This is a genomic window from Aeromonas sp. NJAU223 (assembly GCF_051125555.1).
In the GTDB taxonomy this organism is placed as follows: domain Bacteria; phylum Pseudomonadota; class Gammaproteobacteria; order Enterobacterales; family Aeromonadaceae; genus Aeromonas; species Aeromonas veronii_G.
This window is the reverse complement of record NZ_CP144204.1, coordinates 3748241-3775236: the sequence shown is the minus strand read 5'-3', so window position 1 is coordinate 3775236 and position 26996 is coordinate 3748241. Positions and strand designations below refer to the sequence as shown.

General features: G+C 60.6%; 27 protein-coding genes. 19 read left to right on the top strand and 8 right to left on the bottom strand.

The window, feature by feature from the left end; translation table 11 throughout:
* Window positions 1-6: 6 nt before the first annotated feature.
* Both VZC39_RS17265 and VZC39_RS17260 read left to right on the top strand, forming a co-directional pair.
* Window positions 7-1227 (top strand): DEAD/DEAH box helicase, encoded by a 1221-nt coding sequence (locus tag VZC39_RS17265; RefSeq protein WP_434664124.1) that lies wholly within the window; start codon window positions 7-9, stop codon window positions 1225-1227.
* A gap of 104 nt (window positions 1228-1331) precedes the next feature.
* On the top strand, window positions 1332-2834 hold the full coding sequence (locus VZC39_RS17260; protein WP_434664121.1) for an alkaline phosphatase D family protein: 1503 nt from the start codon (window positions 1332-1334) through the stop codon (window positions 2832-2834).
* A gap of 72 nt (window positions 2835-2906) precedes the next feature.
* On the opposite strand, the gene VZC39_RS17255 is transcribed toward VZC39_RS17260, so the two are convergent.
* The 5 genes from VZC39_RS17255 to VZC39_RS17235 form a co-directional block, all read right to left on the bottom strand.
* A complete protein-coding gene (locus VZC39_RS17255) occupies window positions 2907-3701 on the bottom strand; it encodes a hypothetical protein (RefSeq protein WP_434664119.1) in 795 nt (264 codons plus the stop codon).
* Window positions 3698-5014, bottom strand: coding sequence for a sphingomyelin phosphodiesterase (locus tag VZC39_RS17250; RefSeq protein WP_434664118.1), 1317 nt, complete (start codon window positions 5012-5014; stop codon window positions 3698-3700). Before VZC39_RS17250 ends, VZC39_RS17255 begins: the two co-directional genes overlap by 4 nt.
* Window positions 5015-5192: 178 nt before the next feature.
* The gene (locus VZC39_RS17245) at window positions 5193-6752 is read right to left on the bottom strand and encodes a methyl-accepting chemotaxis protein (protein ID WP_434664115.1); all 1560 of its coding nucleotides are present in this window, start codon (window positions 6750-6752) and stop codon (window positions 5193-5195) included.
* A gap of 163 nt (window positions 6753-6915) precedes the next feature.
* A complete protein-coding gene (locus tag VZC39_RS17240; protein WP_434664113.1) occupies window positions 6916-7215 on the bottom strand; it encodes a hypothetical protein in 300 nt (99 codons plus the stop codon).
* A gap of 117 nt (window positions 7216-7332) precedes the next feature.
* Window positions 7333-8946: a peptide ABC transporter substrate-binding protein gene (locus VZC39_RS17235; protein WP_434664110.1), complete on the bottom strand. Its 1614-nt coding sequence runs from the start codon at window positions 8944-8946 to the stop codon at window positions 7333-7335.
* A gap of 173 nt (window positions 8947-9119) precedes the next feature.
* On the opposite strand from VZC39_RS17235, the gene VZC39_RS17230 reads away from it, so the two are divergent.
* A complete protein-coding gene (locus tag VZC39_RS17230) occupies window positions 9120-9827 on the top strand; it encodes a ParB-like protein (RefSeq protein WP_434664108.1) in 708 nt (235 codons plus the stop codon).
* Between the two features lie 122 nt (window positions 9828-9949).
* Window positions 9950-10393, top strand: coding sequence for a DUF2753 family protein (locus tag VZC39_RS17225; protein WP_434668504.1), 444 nt, complete (start codon window positions 9950-9952; stop codon window positions 10391-10393).
* Window positions 10394-10396: 3 nt separating this feature from the next.
* On the opposite strand, the gene VZC39_RS17220 is transcribed toward VZC39_RS17225, so the two are convergent.
* The gene (locus tag VZC39_RS17220) at window positions 10397-11146 is read right to left on the bottom strand and encodes an enoyl-CoA hydratase (protein WP_434664106.1); all 750 of its coding nucleotides are present in this window, start codon (window positions 11144-11146) and stop codon (window positions 10397-10399) included.
* An 89-nt stretch (window positions 11147-11235) separates the two neighbouring features.
* On the opposite strand from VZC39_RS17220, the gene VZC39_RS17215 reads away from it, so the two are divergent.
* The 3 genes from VZC39_RS17215 (at window position 11236) to VZC39_RS17205 (ending at window position 13111) form a co-directional block, all read left to right on the top strand.
* Window positions 11236-11676, top strand: a complete 441-nt coding sequence (locus VZC39_RS17215) for a copper chaperone PCu(A)C (protein WP_349919544.1) — start codon at window positions 11236-11238, stop codon at window positions 11674-11676.
* A gap of 92 nt (window positions 11677-11768) precedes the next feature.
* Window positions 11769-12398, top strand: coding sequence for a TIGR04219 family outer membrane beta-barrel protein (locus VZC39_RS17210; RefSeq protein WP_434664104.1), 630 nt, complete (start codon window positions 11769-11771; stop codon window positions 12396-12398).
* A 32-nt stretch (window positions 12399-12430) separates the two neighbouring features.
* Window positions 12431-13111, top strand: coding sequence for an SDR family oxidoreductase (locus VZC39_RS17205; RefSeq protein ID WP_434664102.1), 681 nt, complete (start codon window positions 12431-12433; stop codon window positions 13109-13111).
* Between the two features lie 183 nt (window positions 13112-13294).
* On the opposite strand, the gene VZC39_RS17200 is transcribed toward VZC39_RS17205, so the two are convergent.
* Both VZC39_RS17200 and VZC39_RS17195 read right to left on the bottom strand, forming a co-directional pair.
* Entirely contained in the window at window positions 13295-13924 is a 630-nt protein-coding gene (locus VZC39_RS17200) for a 3'-5' exonuclease (protein ID WP_434664100.1), read from the bottom strand.
* 189 nt (window positions 13925-14113) lie between these two features.
* Window positions 14114-15838 (bottom strand): proline--tRNA ligase, encoded by a 1725-nt coding sequence (locus VZC39_RS17195; RefSeq protein ID WP_434664097.1) that lies wholly within the window; start codon window positions 15836-15838, stop codon window positions 14114-14116.
* Between the two features lie 257 nt (window positions 15839-16095).
* Between VZC39_RS17195 and ruvA the strand changes: the two genes are divergently transcribed.
* From ruvA to pal, 12 genes are all read left to right on the top strand, one after another.
* Entirely contained in the window at window positions 16096-16710 is a 615-nt protein-coding gene (gene ruvA / locus VZC39_RS17190) for a Holliday junction branch migration protein RuvA (protein WP_434664094.1), read from the top strand.
* A gap of 60 nt (window positions 16711-16770) precedes the next feature.
* The gene (ruvB, locus tag VZC39_RS17185) at window positions 16771-17781 is read left to right on the top strand and encodes a Holliday junction branch migration DNA helicase RuvB (RefSeq protein ID WP_349919537.1); all 1011 of its coding nucleotides are present in this window, start codon (window positions 16771-16773) and stop codon (window positions 17779-17781) included.
* Window positions 17782-18724: 943 nt separating this feature from the next.
* On the top strand, window positions 18725-20281 hold the full coding sequence (gene cydA / locus VZC39_RS17180) for a cytochrome ubiquinol oxidase subunit I (protein WP_434664090.1): 1557 nt from the start codon (window positions 18725-18727) through the stop codon (window positions 20279-20281).
* A 12-nt stretch (window positions 20282-20293) separates the two neighbouring features.
* Window positions 20294-21430, top strand: coding sequence for a cytochrome d ubiquinol oxidase subunit II (cydB, locus tag VZC39_RS17175; protein WP_434664087.1), 1137 nt, complete (start codon window positions 20294-20296; stop codon window positions 21428-21430).
* Between the two features lie 14 nt (window positions 21431-21444).
* A complete protein-coding gene (gene cydX / locus VZC39_RS17170; RefSeq protein WP_100859361.1) occupies window positions 21445-21561 on the top strand; it encodes a cytochrome bd-I oxidase subunit CydX in 117 nt (38 codons plus the stop codon).
* Window positions 21548-21859, top strand: coding sequence for a cyd operon YbgE family protein (locus VZC39_RS17165; RefSeq protein ID WP_434664084.1), 312 nt, complete (start codon window positions 21548-21550; stop codon window positions 21857-21859). The genes cydX and VZC39_RS17165 overlap by 14 nt, the downstream gene beginning before the upstream one ends.
* 358 nt (window positions 21860-22217) lie before the next feature.
* On the top strand, window positions 22218-22625 hold the full coding sequence (gene ybgC, locus VZC39_RS17160; RefSeq protein ID WP_434664082.1) for a tol-pal system-associated acyl-CoA thioesterase: 408 nt from the start codon (window positions 22218-22220) through the stop codon (window positions 22623-22625).
* Window positions 22615-23301 (top strand): protein TolQ, encoded by a 687-nt coding sequence (tolQ, locus tag VZC39_RS17155; protein WP_349919529.1) that lies wholly within the window; start codon window positions 22615-22617, stop codon window positions 23299-23301. The genes ybgC and tolQ overlap by 11 nt, the downstream gene beginning before the upstream one ends.
* Complete coding sequence (gene tolR, locus VZC39_RS17150) at window positions 23302-23748, top strand: protein TolR (RefSeq protein WP_005331545.1); 447 nt, start codon at window positions 23302-23304, stop codon at window positions 23746-23748.
* Window positions 23749-23753: 5 nt separating this feature from the next.
* Entirely contained in the window at window positions 23754-24857 is a 1104-nt protein-coding gene (tolA, locus tag VZC39_RS17145) for a cell envelope integrity protein TolA (RefSeq protein WP_434664079.1), read from the top strand.
* A 92-nt stretch (window positions 24858-24949) separates the two neighbouring features.
* Window positions 24950-26275 (top strand): Tol-Pal system beta propeller repeat protein TolB, encoded by a 1326-nt coding sequence (gene tolB / locus VZC39_RS17140; protein WP_349919526.1) that lies wholly within the window; start codon window positions 24950-24952, stop codon window positions 26273-26275.
* A 50-nt stretch (window positions 26276-26325) separates the two neighbouring features.
* Window positions 26326-26850, top strand: a complete 525-nt coding sequence (gene pal, locus VZC39_RS17135) for a peptidoglycan-associated lipoprotein Pal (protein ID WP_100859355.1) — start codon at window positions 26326-26328, stop codon at window positions 26848-26850.
* The last annotated feature ends 146 nt before the right edge of the window (window positions 26851-26996 follow it).

Here is a 26996-nt window from a genome sequence, read left to right as displayed (position 1 = left end):
AACGTCATGACCTTCTGCGAACTCGAACTGCATCCCGCCTTGCTGGCTAGCCTGCCTGCCACCCTGCAAAGACCGACGCCCATACAGCAACGGGCGATTCCGGCGGTATTGGCGGGAGAGGACCTGCTGGCACTGGCCCGTACCGGCAGTGGCAAGACCCTGGCGTTCGGACTCCCCCTGTTGCAGCGACTGGATGCCACCTCGTCCCGGGTGCAAGGGGTGGTGCTGGTGCCGACCCGGGAACTGGCGACCCAGGTGAGCGAGGCGCTGAAGACGGGGGCCGATGCCCTGGGGCTGCGAATCGTGACCCTGTGCGGCGGGGTGGCGCAGGAGCAGCAGATGAGTGAGCTGGCATTGGGGCCCCAGCTGCTGGTGGCGACACCGGGCCGATTGTGGGATCTGCTGAGCCAGCAGGTTCTGGTGCTGGATGCACTGCACATGCTGGTGCTGGATGAGGGAGATCGCCTGCTGGAGATGGGATTCTGGCCCGATATCCAGGTGATACTCAGCGCCATGCCCGATGCCCGCCAGACCCTGCTCTTCTCCGCCACTCTGCCGGCCGAGCTGGAGAGTCTGGTGAGCGGCTTGCTGCGGGCCCCCCGACGTATAGAAACGGATCCGCTCAACGGCGTGGCGGAGGATATCGAGGAGCGGCTCTATCTGGTGAACAAGAGCAGCAAAGTGCCCGCCCTTGTCGCTCTCTTGAAAGAGCATGCCTGGCCCCAGGTACTGGTGTTCATCAGTGCTCGCGACTCCGCAGACGGGGTGGCCCGCAAGCTCATCAAGGCGGGTGTCGCGGTGGCGGCGCTGCACGGGGATAAGGAACAAGGGGTCCGTGAGCAGGTGCTCGCCGATTTCAAGGCCGGCAGGGTGCGGGTGCTGGTGGCTACGGATCTGATGGCCCGCGGCATCCATGTGGAGGCCTTGCCCGTGGTGATCAACCTGGACTTGCCCGTCAGTGCCCCCGTCTATGTGCATCGTGTCGGCCGCACTGCACGGGCGGGGCACGCCGGGCTGGCTATCTCTCTGGTATGCCATGGCGAGACCGAACCGCTGGCCGCCATCCGCACCCTGACCGGGCGGGAGCTGGCGCTGCTGGCATTGCCCGGTTTCCCGGTGACGGATCAGCCCGGTAGCGGCGAGGGCAAGCGCCCACCCCGGGACAAGCAGGCCAACAGACGCACTCAGGTAAAGCGCAGCGTCAAGCAATTCAAGGGCAAGGCGTAATCTGTCGCAGCCAGGGGGCCCCCCTTGCCGTTTGCCCAACTGGTCAGTATCAAATAGCGCTCGCTTCGCTATGCTCCATGGGTTTCACCATGGAGGGATGACGAATGAGCAGTCTGGTAATGGGGCCCTTGCTGGGGCTCGAATCAGAGACCCAATACAGCATCTGTTTTCTGGCGCAGGCCAGCTGCAAGCGCGCGGCCGTGAGGATCAACGGCGAGGTGCTGGCCGCCAGCAAGCAGGCGGACACCCCGAAAGGGGGCTTCTGGCGATTCGTCTGGCAGGCGAGTCCCAAGAAGGCAGGCACTGTCATCGACTACGAGATATTGCTGGATGACCAGCCAGCACGAGGTCTCGGTGGATACGATAAATGGCAGTTTTATATGCCAGGAAAGAAGGAGAGTGTGCTGATAGGTTACGCCTCCTGCAACGGTTTTTCCGATTTCAAACTGCTCACCTCCACCCCGGCACCCTACGCCATGTGGGACAAGCTCGCTGCCGAACACAAGACACATCCCTTCTCCCTGCTGCTGATGGGGGGAGATCAGGTCTATGCGGACTCCCTCTGGACGAGCGTGCCGACCCTGAAAGCCTGGAACGAGCTGGACAGGGCGGAGAAGGTCAAACGCAAGGCGACCCAGACCATGGTGGATCAGCTGGATCGCTTCTATTGCGAGCTCTACTGCAAGCAGTGGGGGCGTCTCGAGGTGGCCTTCATGCTCTCCCGGGTGCCGAGCGCCATGATGTGGGACGATCACGACATCTTCGATGGCTGGGGCAGCTACCCGGAGGATCTGCAGCGCTGCGAGGTCTATCAGGCCATCTATGCTGCCGCCGCCAAATATTTCCGCTTGTTCCAACTGCGCACCGGCGCCAATGCGGCGTTGCTGGACAAGAGTCTGGGCCATCACTCCTGGCGGCTCGGCTTCCGGGGCTACCAGATCCTGGCGCTGGACAACCGGGCCACCCGCACCCTGACCCAGGTGATGAGCCGGGCCCAGTGGGATCAGATCAACGAGGCGCTGGCGGGCTGCACCAGCGGGGATCTGCTGGTGATGACGGGGGTGCCCGTGGTCTATCGGGATTTCTCCTTCAGTGAAGCGGCGCTGGACGCCACTCCCTGGGAGGAGGAGCTGACCGATGATCTCAAGGATCACTGGCGCGCCAAGGCCCATGAAGGGGAGCGGGCCCGCCTCATCATGCGGTTGCTGGACAATGCCCGGCTGCGGCGCAAGAACGCCAGGGCGGACAAAAATACCAGCCTGGAGCCCAAGACCCTGATCCTGTCCGGGGACGTGCACGTGGGGTGCCTCGGGGTCGTTCAGGACAAGCGGGATGGGGTGCTGAACCTGCATCAACTGGTCTCCTCCGGCATCGTCCACCCGTGCCCCACCCAGTTCCAGTGGATGGGGATCCTAGCCATGACCAACGACAACCCCGAGTATCTGGACGAGAGCCGGCTGATCCGCACCGAACTTCTCAAGCCGTTCGGGGCGCCCGTCTACCTGCGCACCCGCAACTTCGCCACCCTGCAGATGGGCACGGATGGCAAGCTGTGGGCCAACTGGCGCTGTGAAAATGGACTGGATGCCAGCTATCCCCTGGCCTGATAGCGTCGAGTGACAATCAAAGGGCCCGAATGCGGGCCCTTTTTCTATGTGTTGGGTCCGAAGCCTCTGATATCAGGGGCGGGTCTGCTCCTGGGCGAAGAAGTCCCGTCGCCACTGACCGAGAACCGCCTCCCTGTGCTGCTGCCAGTGCGCTGAATCCATGCTTCCCTGGCTTGCCGCCAACTGCTGCTCCAGCTCGGCCAACTGCTGCTGATAGCGGCCGCGCTGATCCAGCTGCTGCTGGCGCGCTCTGGCAAAGTCGAGACTGGCTTCGACCCGTTCGGCGGGCAGGAAGTGGCGGCTAACCGTTTCCAGCTCCTCATCCCCCCACAGTTGGCGCGCCTGCAGCAATCGGGCGTCCGGGTTGAACAGCTCGGAAGCCAAATCTGGGTACTGCGCCGCCCACTCGTCCTGCAGTTGGGTCAGGGCAGCCAGGCGCTCGCTCAGGGTCATCTGCTCGCTCTCGCTGGCCAACTGTTCCAGCGCCTGGGCATAGCGGCCCTGCAATAAGGTCAGGCTCTCTCCCTCCTCCAGCCACTGCGCCTCCATGCTTTCCAGATTCTCCAGCCGCGCGTCCAGCGGCTGGTTGCTCTCCTGGATGTCACTGGCGAGCCGCTCCTCGGCCTCCTCTGGCAGGGCCCGCCAGCTGGGGGCGGGGGCTTGGGCGGGCATCTGGCTGCTTGTTGCTACCGACGATGGTGCATCTGCCGAGATGGGCTTGGAGGGCGCTGACGGCGCTGGCTGCGGGCGGAGGCTACCCTGACTGGCCTCGGTACCCGCTGAGGCCGTCGGCGCCTCCTGCCAGACGAGATTGAGCACCACCATAGGTACTGTGGCCAGAGCCAGAACCCAGTAGCGCCGTTTCATCGGACAATTTCCCCCTTGACCGGGAAGTGATCCGAGAGGTTGCTGGCGGGCCAGAGACTGCCGTCGCTGGAGCGCGGGATCCAGACGCTGTTGAGGTTATGACTCACGGCGCCGTACTCCCGGCTCACCACCAGATAGTCCAGGTACTCGACGTTGGCACCACCGGAGAGGGGCCCACCGGCGTAAGGATTGAGTCTGGGGTCGAAAGTCGCCTCGGTATAGCCGCCGTAGGCGGGCTCATGGGCATTGAGATTGGCCAGCATGTTGGCGTAGTCATCGGCGAACTTGCGCTTGTTGACGTTGAAGTCGCCGCCGTAGATGACGGTATCCGTGGCCGGGATCGCGAGACTGGCGGCCAGGGCGCGAATTTGCCCGAACTGGATCTGGCGCAGCCTGCGCGCCTCGTCGGTATCGAAGCTGGCGGTGTGGGTGGCGAACAGGTGCCAGGCCTTGCCTCCCTTGATCACCTCGGCGTACATCACCCCCTTGTCGGCGAAGCAGTCGGTACCGGTGCACTGGGGATAGACCAGCTGGGCTTCGCGCACTATGGGGTAGCGGCTGACGATCACCACGCCGCCGTCGTGGATGTTGACCCCCGGCTTGTCGAGCACCTTGGTCTGATAGGGATATTCCCTGGCGAGCGCCTGCAGGAAGCCTTCGCGGCGGCCGTCAAATACCTCCTGCAGCAGCAGGGCGTCGTAGCCCTTGAGATGGTCGGGTAGCAGGGCCAGCCGCTCGCCGATGCTGGAGGCGATGACCGGCAGGGCCCAGACGTTGTAGCTGGCGACCTTCAGCGCGTTTTCTGCCGGTTCGGGCTGCTCCACCTGCGTGGGCGGGGTCAGCATATAGTGCAGATCGTCGTAGCGGCCGGTGAACTTGGCGGCGAAGGCCAGCTCCTGCGGCCCCGCGAGGCGATGGATGGCGCGATCGCTCTGCCAGCCGGAGGCGCCTGTGGGGGTCTCGCCGCCGTGTTGCAGCCTGGTGTTCCACCAGGTGCCCTCCATTCGCTGGTTGAGGCGATAGGTGTCACCGCTGGCGGTGGTGACGCGGGTCTCGAACAAGTAGTCCTTGTCCGCTTTCACTCCCTCGTAGCGATTGAAGCTGAGCACCATGGCGCTCTCCCAGGGGCCGAGCTCGGTTCGATGCTGCGTCCACTGGCTGCCTTGCTGCAACTGACCGCTGCCGCTTTGGCGGATCTCCAGTTGCAAGGGCTCGGGGCCGTTGTTGGTGAGATAGACATCGGTATCGGCCAGGGCCTGCAATGGCAGAGTGCTGGCGAGCAGCAGGGCGGCATGGTGAAGAGACGGGGGCATCATCAAACTCCTTGTTGGTCGAGGCACGGTGGAACGTGACTGTTATGGCGAGCGCAGGGGTCATTTCATTTACATTTTTGTTACAAATAAATGAAGGGCCCCATATGGGGAGCGTCAGCCAAAAAGGATTGATCTCGGGAGAGAGGGGGCGCGGCGGATGCGCGCCCCGGACGATGAGCTAGTCGTGGAACTGGTTGATCAGGCGAGAGAGGTTTTGCAGCCGCTCTACCAGGAGGGTGATGCCGTCCAGCGCCTGTCGGCCGTTGTCGGCGGTGAGGTTGGCTAGCTGGTGGATCTGCTGGATCCCCTGATCCAGGGTGCTGGTGACGTCCGCCTGCTGACTGACGGCCTGGGCTATCTCGTCACTGGTGTGGGTGACCTGGGTCAGCATCCGGTTGATCTGGTTGAGCACCTCGGCGGTATCCCCCATCTGTTGCTGGCACAGGGCCGAGGTCCGGGCACCCTGGCTCATGCCGTCTGACAACTGCTGTGTGCTCTGCTGCAGCGCCCCTATCATGTCGCTGATCTCGCCGGTGGAACTGCGGGTCTTCTGGGCCAGGGCCCGGATCTCGTCGGCCACCACCGCAAAGCCGCGCCCCTGTTCGCCGGCACGGGCCGCCTCGATGGCGGCGTTGAGGGAGAGCAGGTTGGTCTGATCCGCGATTTGGCCTATCACTTCCAGGATCCCGCTGATCTTCTGACTGTCCTGGGTCAGGCGGGCCAGCACGCTCTGGCTGGTATCCAGCTCCTGATGCAGCCGGTTGACCGAGGAAGTGGTGGTGGCGATGGCTTGCTGGCCACTGACGGAGACCTGCTGCACCTCGCTCACCAGGGCATTGGCCTGATGGGCGTTGCCGGCCACATCGCGGATCGACTGGCTCATCTGGGTGATGGCGGTGGCCAGCTGCTCGCTCTGGGCCCGCTGTTGTTGCAAATGGGTGTCTATGGTCTGGATATGACCCCTGTCATCCTCGGCGGCCTGCAGGATCTGCTGGTTGGTGTCGACGCTGCGCCCCACCACGGCCCGAAGCTCTGCCTTCTTCATGCGCAGCAGCAGCTCGAGGGCTCCCAGGCTGTCTCGTCGTCGGCTGTAGAGTACCTGGCAGAGCGGGGTGCCGAGCTCTTGCCCTGCGTTGGCGAGAAGTCGCTGCAGCCGCTGTTGCCAATGCCAACCGTGGATCATCTGGCCGAGCAGGCAGAGCAGGGCTATCACCCCCCAGGCGGGCTGGTTCGTGGTGAGCGCGAGGCCGAATGCCAGCAGGGCGATGCCTGACAGGCAGAGGGTGAGGGGGCCGGGTTCCAGCCGGAGGCGGCTCGACCAGGGCAGGGGCTTGCCCGTCCGGACGCGGGCGTAGAGGCGCTCCGCCCAGTCGATATCCTGCTCATTGGGGCGAGTGCGCACCGACTGGTATTCGATGATCTGCCGCTGGTCGTCGAGTATGGGGGTGACATAGGCGTTGACCCAGTAGAACTGGCCGCTCTTGGCGCGGTTCTTGACCAGCCCCATCCAGCTCTTGCCCTGCTGCAGTCTGCGCCACATGTCGGCGAAGGCGGCCTTGGGCATGTCGGGGTGGCGCACCAGGTTGTGGGGCACCCCTTCCATCTCGCTGGCGCTGTAGCCCGCCACATCGCAAAAATGCTGGTTGGCGTAGGTGATATGACTGGCGGGGTCTGTCGTGGAGATCAGGGATATCTGATCGGGAAAGCGGATCTCGCCCTTCCGTTGGGTTGTGGTCATGTGCGCGTCCTGATTTGAGCCAAGTAACTGATAAAATTGTTTTTATTCTTGTTTCTTATACAGGCTTCATTGTAGGGACGGCCCAAGGGGTCATCTTGGCTTAGGTCAATAATTCAACACTATGACGCATAAAAAAGAGCAGTTGAAAGGTGCATTCAAGGGCCTATCGACCGGCTCTGAAATCGTGGATCTCCCCGCTTCTCGGTTTGAAGCTGGGATCCCGCGTCTTGTCCGCCTCGACCCAGGCCATGGCCTGGCAGAAGCTCTCCTGCTTGGCGTATTCAGTGCGAACTTGATCGATGGCCCGTTCGGCGTTGCGCCGCACCATCTTGCTGGCCTTGCGATCGCTGAACGCCTGCTGCTGGCTCAACATCCAGTCGGTGAAGGCCTGTTGGCATTCGGTTTCGGTGGCGGCTTGGACGGGCAGGGTCGAGAACAGCAGGGTCAGTAGCAAAGAGCGCATATACAGAGAGATTCAACGGCTAAGGGCGGCAGAAAGGCAGCATTCTATGTCGATAAAGGCCATAGGAACAGGGTATGCGTGAGGCCAGCCAGGCTGGCCCCGCGCATTCAGCATTGTCTAGTGCTTGATCAGATAGAGCTGGCGACTGTAGGCCACGTCTTCCGGGTTGTTGATGGGATAGCCCTTGAGCCAGGGCTTGATGAGACGGGCGTTGGTGTACTGGTAGATGGGGGCGATCGGCGCCTCATCCTGCAGTATGGTTTCGGCCTCATCGAACAGGCGGGCTCGCTCATTGGCATTCTGGCTTTTGGCCGCCTGCGCCAGCAGGGCATCGTAGCGGGCGTTGGCGAAGCGGGCCATGTTGCCGCTGTGCTGGCTGCCCCAGAGGCCGAGGAAGGCGGAAGGATCGTTGTAATCCGCGACCCAGGAGGAGCGGATCACCTCGAACTGGCCGCTCTGGCGACTGTCGAGATAGGTCTTCCACTCCTGATTGGTGAGCTCGACGCGAGCCCCCAGCTTCTGCTTCCACAGGTTGGCGATGGCCAGCGCCATCTTCTTGTGGATCTCGGCGGTGTTGTAGAGCAGGGTCAGCTTGAGGGGCTTGTCCGGGCCATAACCCGCCTCCTTGAGCAGGGCTCTCGCCCGCTCATCCAGCGCCTGCTGGCTGCTGGTAGAGAGCAGGTTCGGCTTGGGTGCAAAATCGGCGGTCACGTCCGGGGTGAAGTGATAGGCGGGTTTTTCCCCCGTGCCCAGCACCTTGTCGGCGATGAGGCCGCGGTCGATGGTGTAGGAGAGCGCCTTGCGCACCCGCACATCGTCCAGCGGCGCGCGCCGGGTGTTGAAGGCGTAGTAGTAGGTGCCGAGCTGCTCCGGGGTATAGACCTCCCCGGGGATCTGCTTCATCAGCTTCTGGTACTGCTCCTTGGGGAAGGACTCCGTGATGTGCAGATCCCCTGCCAGGTAGCGGCTGGCGGCGGCGCTCTCCTGATTGATGGGGACGAAGGTGACCCGGGTCAGCACTGTGTGTGCCCTGTCCCAGTAGTAGGGGTTGGGGGTCAGTTCCAGCCGCTCGTTCACCACCCGGTGGCTCAGCACGAAGGCGCCGTTGCCCACCAGCTTGCCGGGCTGGGTCCACTGGTTGCCGTATTGCTCCATGCTGGCCTGATGCAGGGGGGAGAGGCTGGGGTGGGTCAGCAGGCTCAGGAAATAGGGCACCGGCTGGGAGAGGCTCACCTGCAGGGTGTGATCGTCCAGGGCCTTGACCCCGAGCTCGCTCGGCGCGGCCTTGCCCGCCACTATCTCGTCCACCTTCTCAAAGTGGGCGAGCTGGGCGAACCAGGCGAAGGTGGCCGCCTCCTTGGGATCCACCAGCTTGCGCCAGCCGTAGACGAAGTCGGCGGCGCGCACGGGATCGCCGTTTGACCAGCGGGCATCCGGCCGCAGGTGGAACGTAAACTTTTGATTGCCTTCGTTATCCCAGCGCAATGCCACCCCGGGTTGTACTTTGCCATCCGGCCCCTGGGTCAACAATCCCTCGTAGAGATCCCGCAGCACCTGCAGCTCCGGCAGGCCGACCAGTTTGAGGGGGCTCAGGCTGGTGGGCTCGTCTTTCAGGTGACGGACGACCGCCTGTTCGGCGGCAAGTTGGGTTCCGGGTGGTACATCAGCAGCCTGCACGCAGGCGCAACCCAGCAGGGCCAGCAGGGCCAGCAGGGGGCTCCATCCTTTCATGACGAATCCTTCAAATAGTGTGAAGCGGGGAGAAACTCGGCGAGAAAAATTCGCCGGCAGATGGGGAATCATGATATCCCCTTTGCTGGTCAGACCGCCAGCGTGAGTCCCGGGATTGCCGGACCGTGCTACCTTGTTTAGCCCTAGCCTTTCGCCCGACAGAGGAGTGTGCGATGAGAGTATGGATGTTGTTGGCCTGTGCCCTGAGTCAGAGTGCCTGGGCGCTGGCCCCTTGCGAGCGCACCAGCGCGGTGGGGAGCTGGTGTGAGCTGAGCATTGCCCAGTTGCACCCGACCCAGGGCGGAGTGGGGCAGCTGCAGGTCGATGCGACGGCGCGGGAGCTGGCGGACAAGAGCCCGGAGCAGCTCGACAAGTTGATGAAAAAGAAAGAGATCCCCGTAGTCATCGCCCCCGATGGCGGCTACTGGCTGGTGGACAGGCACCACCTGACCAAGGCGCTGTGGCAGCAGGGGGTGAAGCAGGCCAGGGTCAAGGTGATCGCCCGGCTCAAGGACAAGAGCAGCTTCTGGAGCCAGATGCAGAACAACCACTGGGCCTGGCTGAAGGATGAAAAGGGCCAGCCCCTGACCCCCCAGCAGTTGCCCGAGCACATCGGTGATCTGCCGGATTATCCCTATCGCACCCTCGCGGGTCAGCTGCAGGATGCTGGCTACTTCAGCAAGAAGGGGCGGGTCTACTTTGTCGAGTTCGCCTGGGCCAGCTGGCTCGGCCAGCAGATGGACTGGTTGCCGGTCAACGACGCCAATCTGGCGGATCGTATCTCCCAGGCCAAGCGACTCGCCTGCAGCAGCAAGGCGAGGGAGTTGCCCGGCTATCCCGGCAAACAGTGTCGCGTCAATCAATCCAAAAGTGCGGGCTGAACCCGGTGTGGGCCCCGCAGATAGCGGAATAGGGTGGATCCTGCACAAACGCTCTGGTTGATATTTATTCTCAATTAGCCATGATACAACTTCCACTCATGTCGGCAGAGGAGAGGAAGATGATGATGAATGACAACTGGCAACGCTACATGCTGGAGGCGGAAAACGCCCTGGACATGGGGGCGCTCGGCACGGCGATCTGTCTCTACCAGCAGGCGCTGGGAGAGGTGTATGAACTGGATGCGGACGATCTCAGCGCCGATGCGCTGGATGAACTCGCCAGCATGCGGGTCGCCACCTGCCATCGCCTCGCCGACTTCTGGCGTGCCATGGAGGAGCCGGCCTACGAGCTGCGCTACCTCAAGCTCGCCTCGGAACTGGTCACCGCCCTGGTGCCCCAGTGCCCGAACCGGGAGTGCGAGTCCCTCATCAGCGAGCTGGGTTGCTGCCGCGCCGCCCTGCTCTCCTTCCTGAAGCGCCACCCCAACCCCGAGATAGCCAAACTGATCCAGGTGCAGGACAGGGTACAGGGCTGCGAGCTGATCGGCCGCTTCCGCCTTAACTGACCGTCAGTCCCGTCGCCCCAGCTTGCGGGCGATGCGGCTCTGGGCCTCTTCTCCCTGCAGGGCCTGGGAGAAGGCGCGCGCCTCCATGTCGATGACGAAATGCACCGCTTGCCTGAGCTCCTGCTTGAGCAGGGCCTTGCTCTTTTGCAGCGCCTTCGGCGGCTTGGCTGCGAGCCTCAATCCGGTTTCCCGCGCAAGGCCGAGCAACTCATCGGCCGCCACTACCCGGTTGGCGAGTCCGAGCCGCAGCGCCTCGCTCGCATCCATGACCTCTGCCAGCAGCAACAGCTCTGATGCCTTCAGGTGGCCGATGGCCCGGGGCAGCAGCAGGCTGGAAGCAAACTCCGGTACCAGCCCCAGCTCGACGAAGGGCAGTTGCAAGCGCGCGTTGTCGGCCAGATAGACCAGATCGCAGTGCAGCAGCAGAGTGGTGCCGATACCGACGGCCGGGCCCGCGACGGCAGCGATGACCGGTTTGGGAAAATCGGCGAAGGCGTGGAGGAACTGCAGGATAGGGTCGTCTGCCTCCAGCGTGGTTTTACCCATGAAGTCGGCGAGATCGTTGCCGGCGGTGAAACAGGTCGCCTGACCCTGCAGCAGCACCACATGCACAGACTCATCCTGGCTCGCCTGTTGCAGCGCGGCGGTGAGGGCCTGGTACATCCCGGTGTCGAGGGCATTGCGTTTGTCGGGTCGGTTGAGGGTCAGGGTGAGCAAGCCATCCTGCTGCTCGACCAGAATTGTGGGGGCCATGTCTGAATCCTTGTCATCTGAGGCTGTCAAAAGCGTGCCACGGGGGTAAGCTTTGCGTCGTTTGACAACATCATAAAAGGATTCAAACCATGTTTAAACGTGCGTTTTACTCCATGCTGACCCTGCTGTTGGCGAGCCCGGCCCTGGCCAAGGTCGAGGCCATCGATGGTTATGTGCGTCTGCTGCCCCCGGGATCCCCCAATACGGCTGCGTTCATGGTGCTCAAGAATGACGGCGACAAGCCGGTGACCCTGACCACCGTCAGCTCTCCCGGCGCGGCGAGGGCCGAGCTGCACACCCATCTGCACGAGAACGGGGTGATGAGGATGCGCCGGGTGGATGGCATCCAGATCCCCGCGAGGGGAGAGGTGGCGCTCAAACCCGGCAGCTTCCACGTCATGTTGTTCGAGGTGCGAGAACTCGCCCGGGACACCCCCTTCCCGCTGACCCTGAGCTTGGACGATGGTCAGACCCTCAGCCTGAGCCTGCCGGTGAAGCCGGTCGAGCCGATGAAAGGCATGCAGCACTGACATTAATGGACGCTGGTTCAGCTTTTTGCTCTAGGTATTCCTTGCGCGCTGGGTAAAATGATGGCCTTTCCAGTCCATAAGGGAGTTATACGATGAAGAAGACCTTGATTGCCGGCAGCCTGCTTGCCCTGTTCAGCCACGCCGCCATGGCCGCCGATGACTGGCGTTTCGCAGCCGGTGCCGATGTGTGGAACGCACAAGGCAGCGGTCAGATCGATGGCGTCGGGGCCGATGGCAGCTATGACGATGACTACAACTGGAACGGCTACCTGCAGCTGGAGCACGGGATCTGGTTCTTGCCCAATGCCAAGTTCGAGATGTCCGACCTCAGCAGCAGCGGTGGTGCCTTCGACAACGAGCTGCAGGCCTATGATCTGACCCTCTACTATCGCCTGATGAACAACGATCTGTTCCAGCTCGATCTGGGTCTGACCGGTCGTCGCTACGACGGCGACTTCAACACCCAGCACTACTCCTATGACAAGGATGTGCTGATGGCCTACACCGGTGGCGAGATCCGCATTCCGGGTACCGGCTTTGCGGCCTTCGGCGATCTGCGTGTGCAGGATGCGGACAACTATGACTACCGTCTGGGTGGCTCCTACAAGTTCGCCACCGTGCCGCTCAAGCTGCGCGCCGGCTGGCGTGAAGTGGACATGGACTTCGACCGTGTCGACCAGAAAGTCGATGGCTGGTTCATCGGCGGCGAATTCACGTTCTAATCCGAGTATCCAGGTCTGATCCGGGAGGAATGATGGGCCACATCATAGTGACTGGCGCGGGCTCCGGCCTTGGACGCGCACTGACAATCGGACTGGTAGCGCGCGGCCACCGGGTTGCCATGATGGGGCGCCGTTATCACAAGCTGCAGGAGCAGGAACAGCTGCTCGGCAAGGCCGTGGTCGGCATCGCCGCCGATCTCGCCCACCACGAGGAGGTGGAGATGGCCTTCTCCGCTGCCGTGGCCTGGGGGGGATTGCCGGAGCTGGTGATCCACTGCGCCGGGGTGGGGGAGTTCGGCCCGGTCGGGGTCTACACCGCAGAGCAGGTGCGCCGGGTGGTGGAGAGCAATCTCGTCTCCACTATCCTGGTAGCCCAGCAGACGGTGCGCCTCATCGGCGAGAAGGGGGGCGTGTTGGCCAATGTGCTCTCCTCCGCGGCCCAGAGCGGCAAAGCCAACGAGAGCCTCTACTGCGCCTCCAAGTGGGGCATGCGGGGCTTTCTGGAATCCCTGCGGGCCGAGCTCAAGGGCTCGCCCCTGCGACTGGTGAACCTCTACCCGAGCGGGATCAAGAGCGAGTTCTGGGACAACTCGGAACACGTGGATCCGAGCCGTTTCATGACGCCGGAGGATGCTGCCGCCTACATGCTGGATGCCCTCGAGGCGCGCAGCAGCTGCCATGTGACGGATCTCTTCATCGGACGCAACGACTGAACATCAGAGTTCTGGCAGCATCAACCACTGCCAAAGTGACAAAAAGCGCGCCAATTGGCGCGCTTTTTTATTCGCAGGCAGTGTTGGCTCTCTCTGGCCGTCTGTGCGCCGGGTCTCGGTGGGCATCAAAGGCGGGTACATCGGATGCCGGCATGGATGATGGGGGCGGCATGTCGGCACAGATCATGTCCGGGTCGCATATTCCCGCAGGAAGGATGCCATCGCCTGTTTTGGCTTCTTGCCCAGGGTCAGCAGCAATGCAAAATCCGGGTCGATAATGCCATGTCGACATTCCAGCTCTTCCAACAAGGCAAGCCAGAGGTGGGCCGTCACCTCGGCATCCGCCAGGGCGCGGTGAAAAACCCCGTCATTGGGCAGGCGCTTGTATTGCACCAGGGTGCCCAGCTTGTGATCCGGGGCATCGGGAAACAGCCGCCTCGACAGCAGCAGGGAGCAGGCAAACTGCCCGCGATATCGCGCCGGTAACCGCTCGACTTCCGCATCCAGGAAGCGCTTGTCGAAGGAGGCGTTGTGGGCGACCAGATTGTCATCACCGATAAAGTCGACGAAATCCGCCATCACCTCGTGGCAGGGGGGAGCCTGTTTCAGCATGGCGTTGCTGATCCCGGTGTATTGCTCGATGAAGCTGCTGACGTTGAAGCCCGGGTTCATCAATGCCGAGAAACGCTCGCTGATATGGCCATCCTTGATCCTGACGGCGCCGATCTCGATGGCTCTGTCCCCCTGTCCGGGTGAGAGGCCGATGGTCTCGAAGTCGAGCACGACAACGGTATTGGCTGAGGCGATGGGCATAGCTTCTCGGGCACGCTGGGTAAAGAGCGCCAGTCTAGGAAATCAGCCGCGCCCTGTACAGCGCGATATCCCTTGGCAGCAGCGCGGCATTGCGGTGAGCCATGGAGGAGACATGCCATATACAAAAAGCCCCGAGTGCCGTGGCACTCGGGGCTTTCTTATGAATGGCGGAAGGCTGCGTCGGTGCTATCAGCGACCCAGCTTGCCCTTGAGCTGGGCGATGATGTCGCCAATGGCCACTTCCTGCTTCTCACCGGTGCGGCGGCACTTGTACTCCACCACGCCGTTGTCCAGACCGCGATCGCCGATGACGATGGCGTGGGGAATCCCCAGCAGCTCCATGTCGGCGAACATCACGCCCGGGCGCTCCTTGCGGTCATCGAACAGCACGTCCACACCGGCGGCTTTGAGCTCGGTGTAGAACTGCTCGGCCTGCTCGGCGACGCGCTCGGACTTGTGCATGTTCATCGGCACGATGGCCACTTCGAACGGGGCGATGGCTTCCGGCCAGATGATGCCGTACTGGTCATTGTTCTGCTCGATGGCGGCGGCCACCAGGCGGGAGACCCCGATGCCGTAGCAACCCATCTCCATGGTGACGGACTTGCCGCCCTCGTTCAGCACGCTGGCCTTCATGGATTCGGAGTACTTGGTGCCGAGCTGGAAGATGTGGCCCACTTCGATGCCGCGCTTGAGCAAGAGCTTGCCCTGGCCGCAGGGGCTGGGGTCGCCTTCCACCGCGTTGCGCAGATCGGCGACTTCGTAAGAGGCGATGTCACGATCCCAGTTGGCTCCGGTCAGGTGGAAGCCGGTGTCGTTGGCACCGCAGACGAAGTCCGCCAGGTGGGCGGCGCTGCGATCGGCGATGATGCGACCGGCGAAGCCGACCGGGCCGATGGAGCCGGCATCACAACCGGCGGCAGCCTTGATCTGCTCGTCGCTCGCGAAGGTGAGCGGGTTGGCGACACCCGGCAGCTTCTCGGCCTTGATCTCGTTCAGTTCGTGATCGCCGCGCAGCACCAGGGCGATGACCGCCTGCTTGCCGTGCTCGTCCGCTTCACCCAGTACCAGCAGGGTCTTGGCGATGGTGGCCGGAGCCACATTCAGGAAGGCGGCAACATCAATGATGGTGTGCACGCCCGGGGTGGCGACCTTGGTCAGGGCGGCGGTGGCAGCGGCACGCTCACCGGCCGGGGCCAGGGCTTCGGCCATCTCGATGTTGGCGGCGTAGTCTGAGGTATCGGAGAAGGCGATCAGGTCTTCACCGCTCTCGGCCAGCACCTGGAATTCGTGGGAGCCGGTGCCGCCGATGGAGCCGGTATCGGCCTGTACCGGACGGAAGTTCAGACCCATGCGGGTGAAGGCGGCGCAGTAGGCAGCGTGCATCTTCTCGTAGGTCTCGATCAGGGATTCCTTGTTGATGTGGAAGGAGTAGGCATCCTTCATCAGGAATTCCCGGCCGCGCATCACGCCGAAACGGGGACGCACTTCGTCGCGGAACTTGGTCTGGATCTGGTAGAGGTTGAGCGGCAACTGCTTGTAGCTGTTCACCTCGTAGCGGATCAGGGCGGTGATCACCTCTTCGTGGGTCGGGCCCAGCACGAAGGGACGGTTGTGACGGTCGGTCAGGCGGCACAGCTCGGGGCCGTAGTCGTCCCAGCGGCCGGACTCCTGCCACAGCTCGGCGGGTTGGACCACCGGCATGGACACTTCGATGGCACCCGCTCTGTTCATCTCCTCGCGAACTATGTTCTCGATCTTCTTCAGGACCCGCAGGCCGGACGGCAGCCAGGCGTACATGCCGGAGGCCAGTTTGCGGATCATGCCGGCGCGCAGCATCAGCTGATGGCTGACGACTTCCGCATCGGAGGGAGTTTCCTTGAGAGTGGAGAGCAGATATTGGCTGGTACGCATCGCGGTAGACCTTAGCTAGTTCGGGCCCGGAGCCCTGGAAAATTTCAAGTGCGGAATTTTAACAGGCCGAGGCGCGTGGCCCAAGGGCTAAATTCAGTGCGCCGAGGAATGGGGAAGGGGCATGTCGGGCAGGGAGGGAGGCCGGTTGGCAGGCGCTTTGCCCGGCGATTCACCACAGGCCTATGCTGGATACTTATCCAGTTATTCTTTATGCTATGGCCCAATTCATACAGTGTCTGCGTGGCGAGGAAGAGAACATGATCGGTCGCTTGAGAGGCGTCATCATCGAGAAGCAGCCCCCCGAGGTGTTGCTGGAGGTTGGCGGTGTGGGCTATGAGGTGCACATGCCCATGAGCTGCTTCTATGATCTGCCGGATCTCGGCAAGGAAGCGGTCATTCACACCCACTTCGTGGTGCGGGAAGACGCCCAGCTGCTCTATGGCTTCAACCACAAGCAGGAGCGGGCGCTGTTTCGCGAGCTGATCAAGACCAACGGGGTCGGCCCCAAGCTGGCGCTGGCTATCCTTTCCGGCATGACCGCCACCCAGTTCGTGATGAGCGTCGAGCGTGAAGAGATAAGCTCCCTGGTCAAGCTGCCGGGGGTGGGCAAGAAGACCGCCGAGCGTCTGGTGGTGGAGATGAAGGATCGCCTCAAAGGCTGGGTCAGCCACGATCTCTTCTCTCCCGCCGCCATCAGCCTGCCCGAGAAAGAGAGCGTCCTGCGGGCGCCGGATGCCAGCGAAGAGGCCGCCAGTGCCCTGGTGGCACTCGGCTACAAGCCCCAGCAGGCGAGCCAGATCGTTGCCAAGGTAGCGGCCGATGGCATGTCAGTCGAGGCGATCATCCGTGAATCCCTGCGCAGTCTGGTGTAGGGATGGCGATGTCTAAGGCAGAGCCTGTGGCCATGACGGTGCAGCCAGGTGAGGTAGTACATGATTGAAGCGGATCGTCTGATATCGGCGGGGGAGTCCCGCGAGGATGCGGTCATCGACCGGGCCATCCGTCCCAAGAAGCTGGCGGATTATACCGGTCAGGATCACGTCTGCGGCCAGATGGAGATCTTCATCGAGGCGGCCCGCCAGCGGGGAGAAGCCCTGGATCACCTGCTGATCTTCGGCCCCCCCGGCCTTGGCAAGACCACCCTCGCGAACATCGTGGCCAACGAGATGGAGGTCAACATCAAGACCACCTCGGGCCCGGTGCTGGAGAAGGCCGGCGATCTGGCGGCCCTGCTCACCAACCTCGAGCCCCACGATGTACTCTTCATCGACGAGATCCACCGTCTCAGCCCCGTGGTGGAGGAAGTGCTCTACCCGGCCATGGAGGATTATCAGCTCGACATCATGATCGGGGAGGGTCCTGCCGCCCGCTCCATCAAGCTGGATCTCCCCCCCTTCACCCTGATCGGCGCCACCACCCGGGCCGGTTCCCTGACCAGCCCGCTGCGGGATCGTTTCGGCATCGTGCAGCGTCTCGAGTTCTACAACGTCAAGGATCTCACCGACATCGTCGCCCGCAGCGCTCGCTGCCTCGGGCTGGAGATGTCGGACGACGGGGCGCTGGAGGTGGCGAGACGCTCCCGGGGTACCCCGCGTATTGCTAACCGTTTGTTAAGACGGGTGCGGGATTTCGCCCAGGTGAAATCCGATGGCCGGATCGATGGACCCATTGCGGCCCGTGCCATGGACATGCTGGACGTGGATAACGAAGGTTTCGACTTCATGGACCGCAAGCTATTGTTGGCCGTCATCGACAAGTTTATGGGAGGGCCTGTGGGCCTCGACAACCTGGCGGCCGCCATCGGGGAAGAGAAGGACACCATCGAGGATGTACTGGAACCCTATCTCATTCAGCAGGGATATCTGCAGCGGACCCCAAGGGGGAGGCTGGCGACAGCAAGAGCGTATGCTCACTTCGGCCTGCAGCGGCCGCCGGAAGCATAGAAATATCTGATTGAACGAAAAACCGCCTCCAGGGGCGGTTTTTTACTATTCTGACAAAATTCCCGAGGCCAAAAAAAAGCCCACGGCAGATGCGGTGGGCAAAGACAATTCAGGATGGATGTTCACAGACAGTGAGAGCGTCTGCAGACCGGTCAGGAAAACACGGAGGAGCCGTCGCGAGGCCTCAGAGTCGGTTCATTTGATAGAGCTGAACGAACGAAAGCTTGTAGTAACGAATGGTCTTGGCAACAAACTTTTTCATCATTAATCCCAACAAACAGGTTCGAAATGTTCATCGAATACGTACCGGGAACCCAGTATGACCGGCCTGTATCCAGAGGTATGCCCTCACTGCGAGGCGCATTGTAGGAGCACTCGACAAGCCGGACAAACAAGAAAATTTGCCACATTCGGATTAGATTAACTAATCATATATGCGAGCGGTAAAATAAGCATAAACATGTGTTTTTACTGGTTTTAAATTGCAATCAAGGGCTGGGCTTCAGTTTAGGAAATACAGGGTTGAAGGATAGCGAAGTATTATTTGTTTAACAGAATTGAAACTATTTCGTTATGTATTAAAATTGATTTAAATCAAACATTTATGTGTTGTGTTGTTTTGTGATGTGGCTCCCATAATTAAGGCTTTTATCCCGATAAGTTGCCCTGAAAAGGCATGTATTGGTGATGGTTTTACATTGATTTCAATCAAATAAAGGTGATATAAAACAGCGGTCATTATAGGCGGGAATAGAATTGCAGTTAATGTTTACCAGATGTTAAACATTAGCTTTTTTTGTTCTTGTATATTGCCTTGTTGTTAATGTGGTTGCAGTCGAATCCGGTCATCGTTCTTGGTATGGCCGATCATTCGGGGCCTTCCAATGGAAGCTTTGTCCTTAAAACTTAAAATAGCCGTGCCAATAATCGGTGAGGAAACATCATGATTGCTGAGCATGTGGTAGACCTATCGCGGTTCCAATTTGCTGCGACGGCCCTTTATCACTTCCTGTTTGTACCCTTGACGCTGGGGATGGCCTTCATCCTGGCGATCATGGAGTCTGTCTATGTGATGACCAACAACACTGTCTACCGGGACATGACCAAGTTCTGGGGCAAGTTGTTCGGGATCAACTTTGCCCTCGGGGTGACCACAGGGCTGACCATGGAGTTCCAGTTCGGGACCAACTGGGCCTACTACTCCCACTATGTCGGCGATATCTTCGGGGCCCCACTGGCCATCGAAGGGCTGATGGCCTTCTTCCTGGAGTCCACCTTCGTCGGTATGTTCTTCTTCGGTTGGGATCGTCTCAGCAAACGCCAGCACCTGGCAGCCACCTGGCTGATGGCGCTGGGTACCAACCTCTCCGCCCTCTGGATACTGGTCGCCAACGGCTGGATGCAGAACCCGGTCGGTGCCGAGTTCAACTTCGAATCCATGCGCATGGAGATGGTGAGCTTCGCCGAGCTGGTGTTCAACCCGGTTGCCCAGGTCAAGTTCGTCCACACTGTGGCGGCGGGCTACACCACGGGCGCCATGTTCGTGCTGGGTATCTCCTCCTACTACCTGCTGAAGAATCGTGACGTGGCCTTCGCCCGCCGCTCCTTCGCCATCGCGGCCGCCTTCGGCATGGCCTCCATCGTTTCCGTGCTGATCCTGGGTGATGAGTCCGGCTACGAGACAGGTGAAGTGCAGAAGGTGAAACTGGCTGCCATCGAAGCCGAGTGGAACACCGAGCCGGCGCCCGCCTCTTTCACCCTGTTCGGCATCCCGAACCAGGAAGAGATGCGCACCGACTACGCCATCAAGATCCCGTATGCGCTTGGCATCATCGCCACCCGTTCCCTGGACGGTCAGGTGACCGGTCTGAAGGATCTGAAGAGCGAGCACGAGCTGCGTGTGCGCAACGGCATGGTCGCCTATGACCTGCTGACCAAGCTGCAATCCGGTGACAAGTCCGACGATACCCGCGCCCGTTTCGACGAGGTGAAGCAGGATCTGGGCTACGGTCTGCTGCTCAAGCGCTACACCCCGAACGTGACCGATGCGACCGACGCCCAGATCAAGTCCGCCGTGGATGACTCCATCCCGCAGGTGGCACCGCTGTTCTTCGCGTTCCGCATCATGGTGGCCTGCGGCATCGTCATGCTGCTGCTGATCGGCATCGCCTTCTACGACAGCACCCGCCACAAGATCGGCGAGCGCAAGTGGCTGCTCAAGGCGCTGCTGTACGGGATCCCGCTGCCCTGGATCGCCATCGAATGTGGCTGGTTCGTCGCGGAATATGGTCGCCAGCCCTGGACCATCGCCGAGATGCTGCCAACCTCCGTTTCCGCCTCCAATCTCCCGGCATCGGAGATCTGGTTCTCCCTCATCGGGATCTGCCTGTTCTACACAGTGCTGCTCGTCATCGAGATGTACCTGATGTTCAAGTACGCACGTCTGGGCCCGAGCAGTCTGAAAACGGGCAAGTACCACTTCGAACAGAGCAAGGCTTAAGGAGAGGATCCCATGTTTGATTACGAAGTATTGCGTCTGGTCTGGTGGGTTCTGGTCGGCGTGCTGCTGATTGGCTTCGCCATCACCGACGGTTTCGATATGGGGGTCGGTGCCCTGCTGCCCTTCGTTGGCAAGAAGGATGTTGAGCGTCGGGTGATGCTCAACACCATGGGCCCGCACTGGGAAGGCAACCAGGTATGGCTGGTGACCGCCGGTGGTGCCCTGTTTGCGGCCTGGCCCATGGTCTATGCGGCAGCCTTCTCCGGCTTCTACATTGCCATGATCCTGACCCTGATGGCCCTCTTCCTGCGCCCGGTCGGCTTCAAGTACCGCTCCCTGCGGGAAGATGCCAAGTGGCGCAACAACTGGGACTGGGGGCTGTTCGTCGGTAGCGCCGTACCGCCCGTCATCTTCGGGGTCGCCTTCGGCAACCTGCTGCAGGGTGTACCGTTCAGTTTCAACCAGTTCCTGATGTTGACCTATCACGGCAACTTCTTCGGCCTGCTCAACCCGTTCGGCCTGCTGGCCGGTCTGGTGAGCCTGTGCATGATCATCACTCAGGGTGCCACCTGGCTGATGATGAAGACCGAAGGGGAAGTGCTGGCCCGTTCCAGTACCGCCGCCATGATCTTCTCCCTGCTGACCCTGGTGCTGTTCGCGCTGGCCGGTGTCTGGGTGAGCGGGATGGACGGTTATGTGGTCGTTGGCACCATGGCGACCGATGCCGTCACCAACCCGCTTCACAAGGAAGTGGTGGTGCAGGCCGGTGCCTGGATGAACAACTACAACCTCTATCCCTGGATGATCGCGGCGCCCGTGCTGGGTCTGGCGATGAGCCTGCTGACCGCGGGTGCGGCCAAGCTGGGTAAAGGTTGGCTGGCGTTCCTGTGCTCTTCCCTGGCTATCGCAGGCATCATTCTGACGGCGGGCTTCTCCATGTTCCCGTTCCTGATGCCGTCCAGCCTTGAGCCTTCCCAGAGTCTGACCATGTGGGATGCCACCGCTTCCTTCAACACCCTCAAGGTGATGACGGTCGTGGCAGTCATCTTCGTCCCGACTGTGCTGGCGTATACCCTCTGGACCTACATCAAGATGTTTGGCCGGGTGAGCAACAAGCACATCGAAGACAACCAACAATCGCTCTACTAAGAAGGTGCCCTGATATGTGGTATTTCACCTGGATCCTGGGTCTGTTGCTGGCCTGTGCCTTTGGCGTCATCAACGCGCTCTGGCTGGAGCACACCGAGAACATGGATCGCAAGATCGATGAAAACAAGTGATCGCCTCGCCCGGTTGGCGGCTCCCCTGGAGCGCCAACCCTGGCAAGGGGTGATGTTGGTGGCGGCGACCCTGCTCGCCGTCGCCATCTTGCAGGCTCCCAACCTGATTGCGTCCAACACCAGCGAGCACGGGCTCTTGCTCGCCCCTTGGCTGATGTGGGCGGTTAGTTGTGGCGTGATGCATGGCCTGGGGTTCCATCCCCGCAGCCTCGTCGGCCGGGTACTGTTCTGCCCCTGGCTCGCACTGCCCACTCTGTTGTATGGGCTCTGGTTGACCCAAAGCTATTTCCTGTCCTGATAAAGGAGGGAGGCAGATATTCATCTGCCTCCCTCCTGCTTTTATCACCCCTGTCGACGACGCCCTGTAGCCTCACGTCACCTTTCGGCTCATCTGGGCACGACCATCCCTTGGTCGTTGGCGAGACAAGCAGACCTTCCCTGGCGCTTCAAACTGGTTATCTCGTATTCGAAGGCGACTTCATTCCGTTGTGTTTTCCAATGCCAGTGACTTCTCTTGGCATGGATCTAGTCTGAAATATTTCCTGCCATAAAAAATAGTGGAGGATGGGATTTCCCTGTCTCCCCCTGCTTCTTTCCTATTCAGCCCTGCGCTATGATAGCCCCCCATCTGACTGTCGAATGGATCACAGATTTTTATGGGGGAAGTCTCTGAGTTTCCGGTGCGTGTCTACTACGAGGACACGGACGCTGGAGGCATCGTCTACAACGCCAATTATCTCAAGTTCATGGAGCGGGCCCGTACCGAATTCCTGCGTGCCGACGGCATCGAGCAGGACGTCCTGCTGCAGGCCGGGCTTGCCTTCGTGGTGAGTCGGACCGAGATCGATTTTCGCGCCGCAGCCCGCTTCAATGAACTACTGACCGTATTGACGCAAGTGACTGAAGTGAAACGTGCATCCATGCGTTTTTCACAACGGATCCTGGCGGCTGATGGACGACTGATCACCCAGGCCATGGTACAGATAGCCTGTGTCAGTCATCCGCAAATGAAACCTGTCGCAATACCTGAAAATATCAAGGGAGTGCTGTTAAGTGCACGCTGAAATTTCGTTTATTGGCCTGTTCTGGCAAGCCAGTCTGTTGGTCAAACTGGTCATGATGACCCTGATGGGCATGTCGGTCGTCTCCTGGGCGCTGATCATCCAGCGTTCCAAGGCCATCAAGGCGGCCAATCAGGCCTCCGAGCAGTTTGAGGACAGATTCTGGTCCGGGGTCGATCTCAACCGTCTCTATCAGGAGTCCTCCTCCCGCCGCGATGACATCGAAGGCATGGAAGACATCTTCTACTCCGGCTTCAAGGAGTATGCCCGCCTGCTCAAGGCCGGTGCCCGTGGCCAGGATGCGGTGATGGACGGTACCTATCGTGCCATGCGCGTCTCTTTGTCCCGCGCGGTGGACGATCTGGAGTCCAACCTGCCGGTACTGGCGACCATCGGCTCCATCAGCCCCTATATCGGTCTGTTCGGTACCGTCTGGGGGATCATGAACGCCTTTATCGCCCTGGGTCAGGTTCAGCAGGCCACCCTGCAGATGGTTGCACCGGGCATCGCGGAGGCATTGATCGCCACCGCCATGGGTCTGTTTGCGGCCATCCCGGCGGTCATCTTCTACAACCGCTTCACCAACAAGGTGGAACGACTGGAAAACGCCTACGCCAACTTCATGGACGAGTTCACGACTATCCTGAACCGCCAAATTGCACAGCAGGGTGAGAAGTAAATGCAAACCTATCAGCGGATCCGACGCAAGAAGGTCGCCGAGATCAACGTGGTGCCCTACATCGACGTCATGCTGGTGTTGCTCATCATCTTCATGGCGGTGACGCCGGTGATCACCCAGGGGGTCAAGGTCGACTTGCCCCAGGCGGAATCCGAGCAGTTGCCCGAGGATGCCAAGCCCCCCTTCATCGTCAGCGTGAATACCGAAGGGGAGTACGTCATCAAGGCGGGTGAAGCGGACGACGAGCCGGTGCCGAGCGGCACGCCCGAGGCGATGCAGCAATACATCACCGAGAAGGCCATGGGGTATCTCGCCATCAACCAGAACGCCCCCGTGGTGGTGGCCGGTGACAAGTCCGTACGCTACGAAGAGGTGATCCTGTTGATGGTCGCCCTCAAGAAAGCCGGTGTGCCTCAGGTTGGCCTGATGACGGATCCGGTGAACTGACGGAGATGGATGTGAAGCGTGGTATTTCCGGTTATCTCGTCGCGTCGCTGCTGCTGCATCTGATCATCGGCATCATACTGCTGGTCGGTATCGACTTCAGCAAGCCAAAGCGCCCCGAGTCAAAGGGACAGATCGTCAACGCGGTGATGCTGGACAGCGACTTCCTGGAACAACAGGCACAGCAGATCCAGCAGCAGAAGCAGGCACAGCCCAAAGCGGTCCAGCAGCAGAAGGAAAAGGACAAGGAAGACGCCGATCAGGCCAAACGCGAGTTGGCGCAGGAGCAAGAGCGTCTGCGCATCGCCGAGACCAAGCGCAAGGAAGCCGAAGAGGCGACCCGCAAGGCCGAGACCGAGAAGCAGAAGAAGGTTGCCGAGCAGAAGCAGGCGGAAGAGAAGGCTCAAAAGGCCGAGGAAGCCCGCAAGCAGGCAGCCGACAAGGCCAAGGCGGAAGCCAAGCGTCAGGAAGAAGAGCTGGCCAAGGCGCTGGCGTTGAAGAAAAAGAAAGAAGAACTGGAGAAGAAGCAGGCCGACGAGAAAGCCAAGGCGGACGCGGCCAAGAAGGCGGAGGCCGACAAGAAGGCCAAGGCAGAAGCCGAGAAGAAAGCCAAGGCGGAGGCCGACAAGAAAGCCGCAGATGAAGCTGCCAAGAAGGCAAAAGCTGACGCAGAGAAGAAGGCGAAGGCGGAGGCCGACAAGAAGGCCAAGATAGAGGCTGAGCGCAAGCGCAAGGCGGCGGAAGAAGCCAAGTTGCAAAAAGAGATGGAAGCCATGATGGAGCAGCAACTGGCCGCTGAGGCCAATGCACGCAGTCAGGCTGCATCTGCTGCCGCCAAGGGGGAAGTGGACAAGTACGCCGCGCTCATCAAGGCCACGGTGGAGCGCTACATGATCCTGGATCCCACCATGCGGGGCAAAACCTGTACTATCGGTGTCAAATTGGCCAGTACCGGTTTCGTCATCTCGGTGGACAATGGTCAGGGTGACCCGGCTGTCTGCCGCTCCGGCAAGGCGGCGGTGCTGAAGGCGAATCAACTGCCAGTGCCGAAGGATCCTGCGGCGTTCGAGATGTTGAAGGAGTTTAACCTCAAGTTAGAACCAAGCATCTAAGCGTGATACAACTGAGTAACAGATTGTGATTGGCAGCTTCTGCTGATAAAGGATTTTCACCTCTCATTTTTTTGGAACAGAGTATTTAAGCCATGATAAGAAAAGTGTTTTTTGCTTTGGTTGGCTGCCTTCTGCTGGGCCAGAGCGCTCAGGCGGCCCTGGACATCGTCATCACCGGCGGTATCGACAGCGCACGTCCCATCGCCATAGCTCCCTTCAAGTGGGAAGGTAATGGTCAACTGCCTCAGGACATCGCCGAGGTGGTGTCCAACGACCTGATGCGCAGCGGCAAGTTCAAGCCCCTGGCCCGTGGCCAGATGCCGCAGACCCCGAGCACCAGTGGCGAGATCAACTTCGCACCCTGGGCCTCCCAAGGAGTGGAAGCCGTGGTGGTGGGTACCGTCTCTGCGGTAGGGGATGGCTCCTACAAGATCAACTTCGAGCTGGTCGACGTGCTGAAGGGCCAGCTGGCCAAGACCCAGGGTGGGGAGGCCAACGGCTATATCCTGGATAGCCGCATGGCGACCATCCCGGGTGCCCAGATGCGTCAATTCGCCCACCGCATCTCCGACATCGTCTATGAGCGTCTGACCGGCGAACGTGGCGCCTTCCTGACCCGTCTGGCCTATGTGTCGGTGGAGCAGGGCACCCAGTTCCCGTACCAGCTGCGGATCTCCGATTACGATGGCTACAACGAGAAGACCCTGCTGCGCTCCCGCGAGCCGCTGATGTCCCCGGCCTGGTCACCGGATGGCAGCAAGCTGGCCTATGTCAGCTTCGAGAACCAGAAGTCCGAGATCTATGTGCAGGATATCTACAGCCAGCAGCGCAGCCTGATCACCAGTTTCCGCGGCATCAACGGGGCTCCTGAGTGGTCACCGGATGGTCGTCGATTGGCTATTGTTTTGTCCAAAGATGGTCAGCCGGATATCTATGTTGTTGATGTTGCTAGCAAGCAACTCACTCGAGTCACAAATAACCGTACCATCGACACCGAACCCTCCTGGATGCCGGATGGTCAAACTTTGCTGTTCACCTCTGAACGTGGTGGCAAACCCCAGATTTATAGCGTAAATTTGGCGACTGGTGTCACTCGCCGGATGACCTGGGAAGGAGATTCCAACCAAGGTGCATCCATCACCCCGGACGGCAAGTCCATGGTGATGGTGACCCGGGTTCAGGGACAATATCGCATCGCTCGCCAGGATATGGAAAATGGAGCCATGTTGGTCTTGACCCAGAGTGCTCTGGATGAGTCGCCAAGTGTGGCTCCCAATGGCAGCATGATCATTTATGCCACCATCTATCAAGGTCGCAAGAGTCTGGCTTTGGTGTCGACCGACGGTCGCTTCAAGGCAGTGCTTCCGACCAATAGCGGTGAAATTCGTGCACCAGCTTGGTCGCCCTTCTTGAATTGATAAAAAAATCGATTGTTTTTTGTTTTGTTATAAAGGTTTAAGGAAATAGCATGCAACTCAATAAACTGCTCAAGGGTCTGGCCATCGCACTGCCACTGTTCACCCTGGCTGCCTGTAGTTCTTCCTCTGACTCCGACGCCGCTGGTGCCGAGTCTGGCATGACCGACGGCATGGGCGGTGTACAAACCGGTGGCGCCAACGGCATGTTGTCCCCGGAAGAACAGATGCGTCAAAAGTTCGAAGCGCTGCAGCGCGACAACGTGATCTACTTCCCGTATGACGGTTACGACATTCAGGGTCAGTACGCCGACCTGCTGGATGCCCACGCCAGCTACCTGCGTGAGCGTCCGAGCGTCAAGGTTCTGATCGAAGGCCACGCCGATGAGCGCGGTACACCGGAATACAACATCGCCCTGGGCGAGCGTCGTGCCAAGGCTGTTGCCAAGTACATGCAAACCCTGGGTGTTCAGGCCGAGCAGCTCTCCATCGTCAGCTATGGCGAAGAGAAGCCGCTGGATCTGTCCCACACCGAAGAAGCCTTTGCCAAAAACCGCCGCGCGGTCCTGGTTTACTAAGGTTTGAAGTGAACAAAATTCGTGTATAAGCTAACGGCCATCTTGATGGCCGTTTTATTTACATCGAATGTGCCGATTTGATCCGAATGAAATTTATGTATCAGCAAGCGACTGCCGTGATGGCCGCTCTGCTTGCACCCAACGCT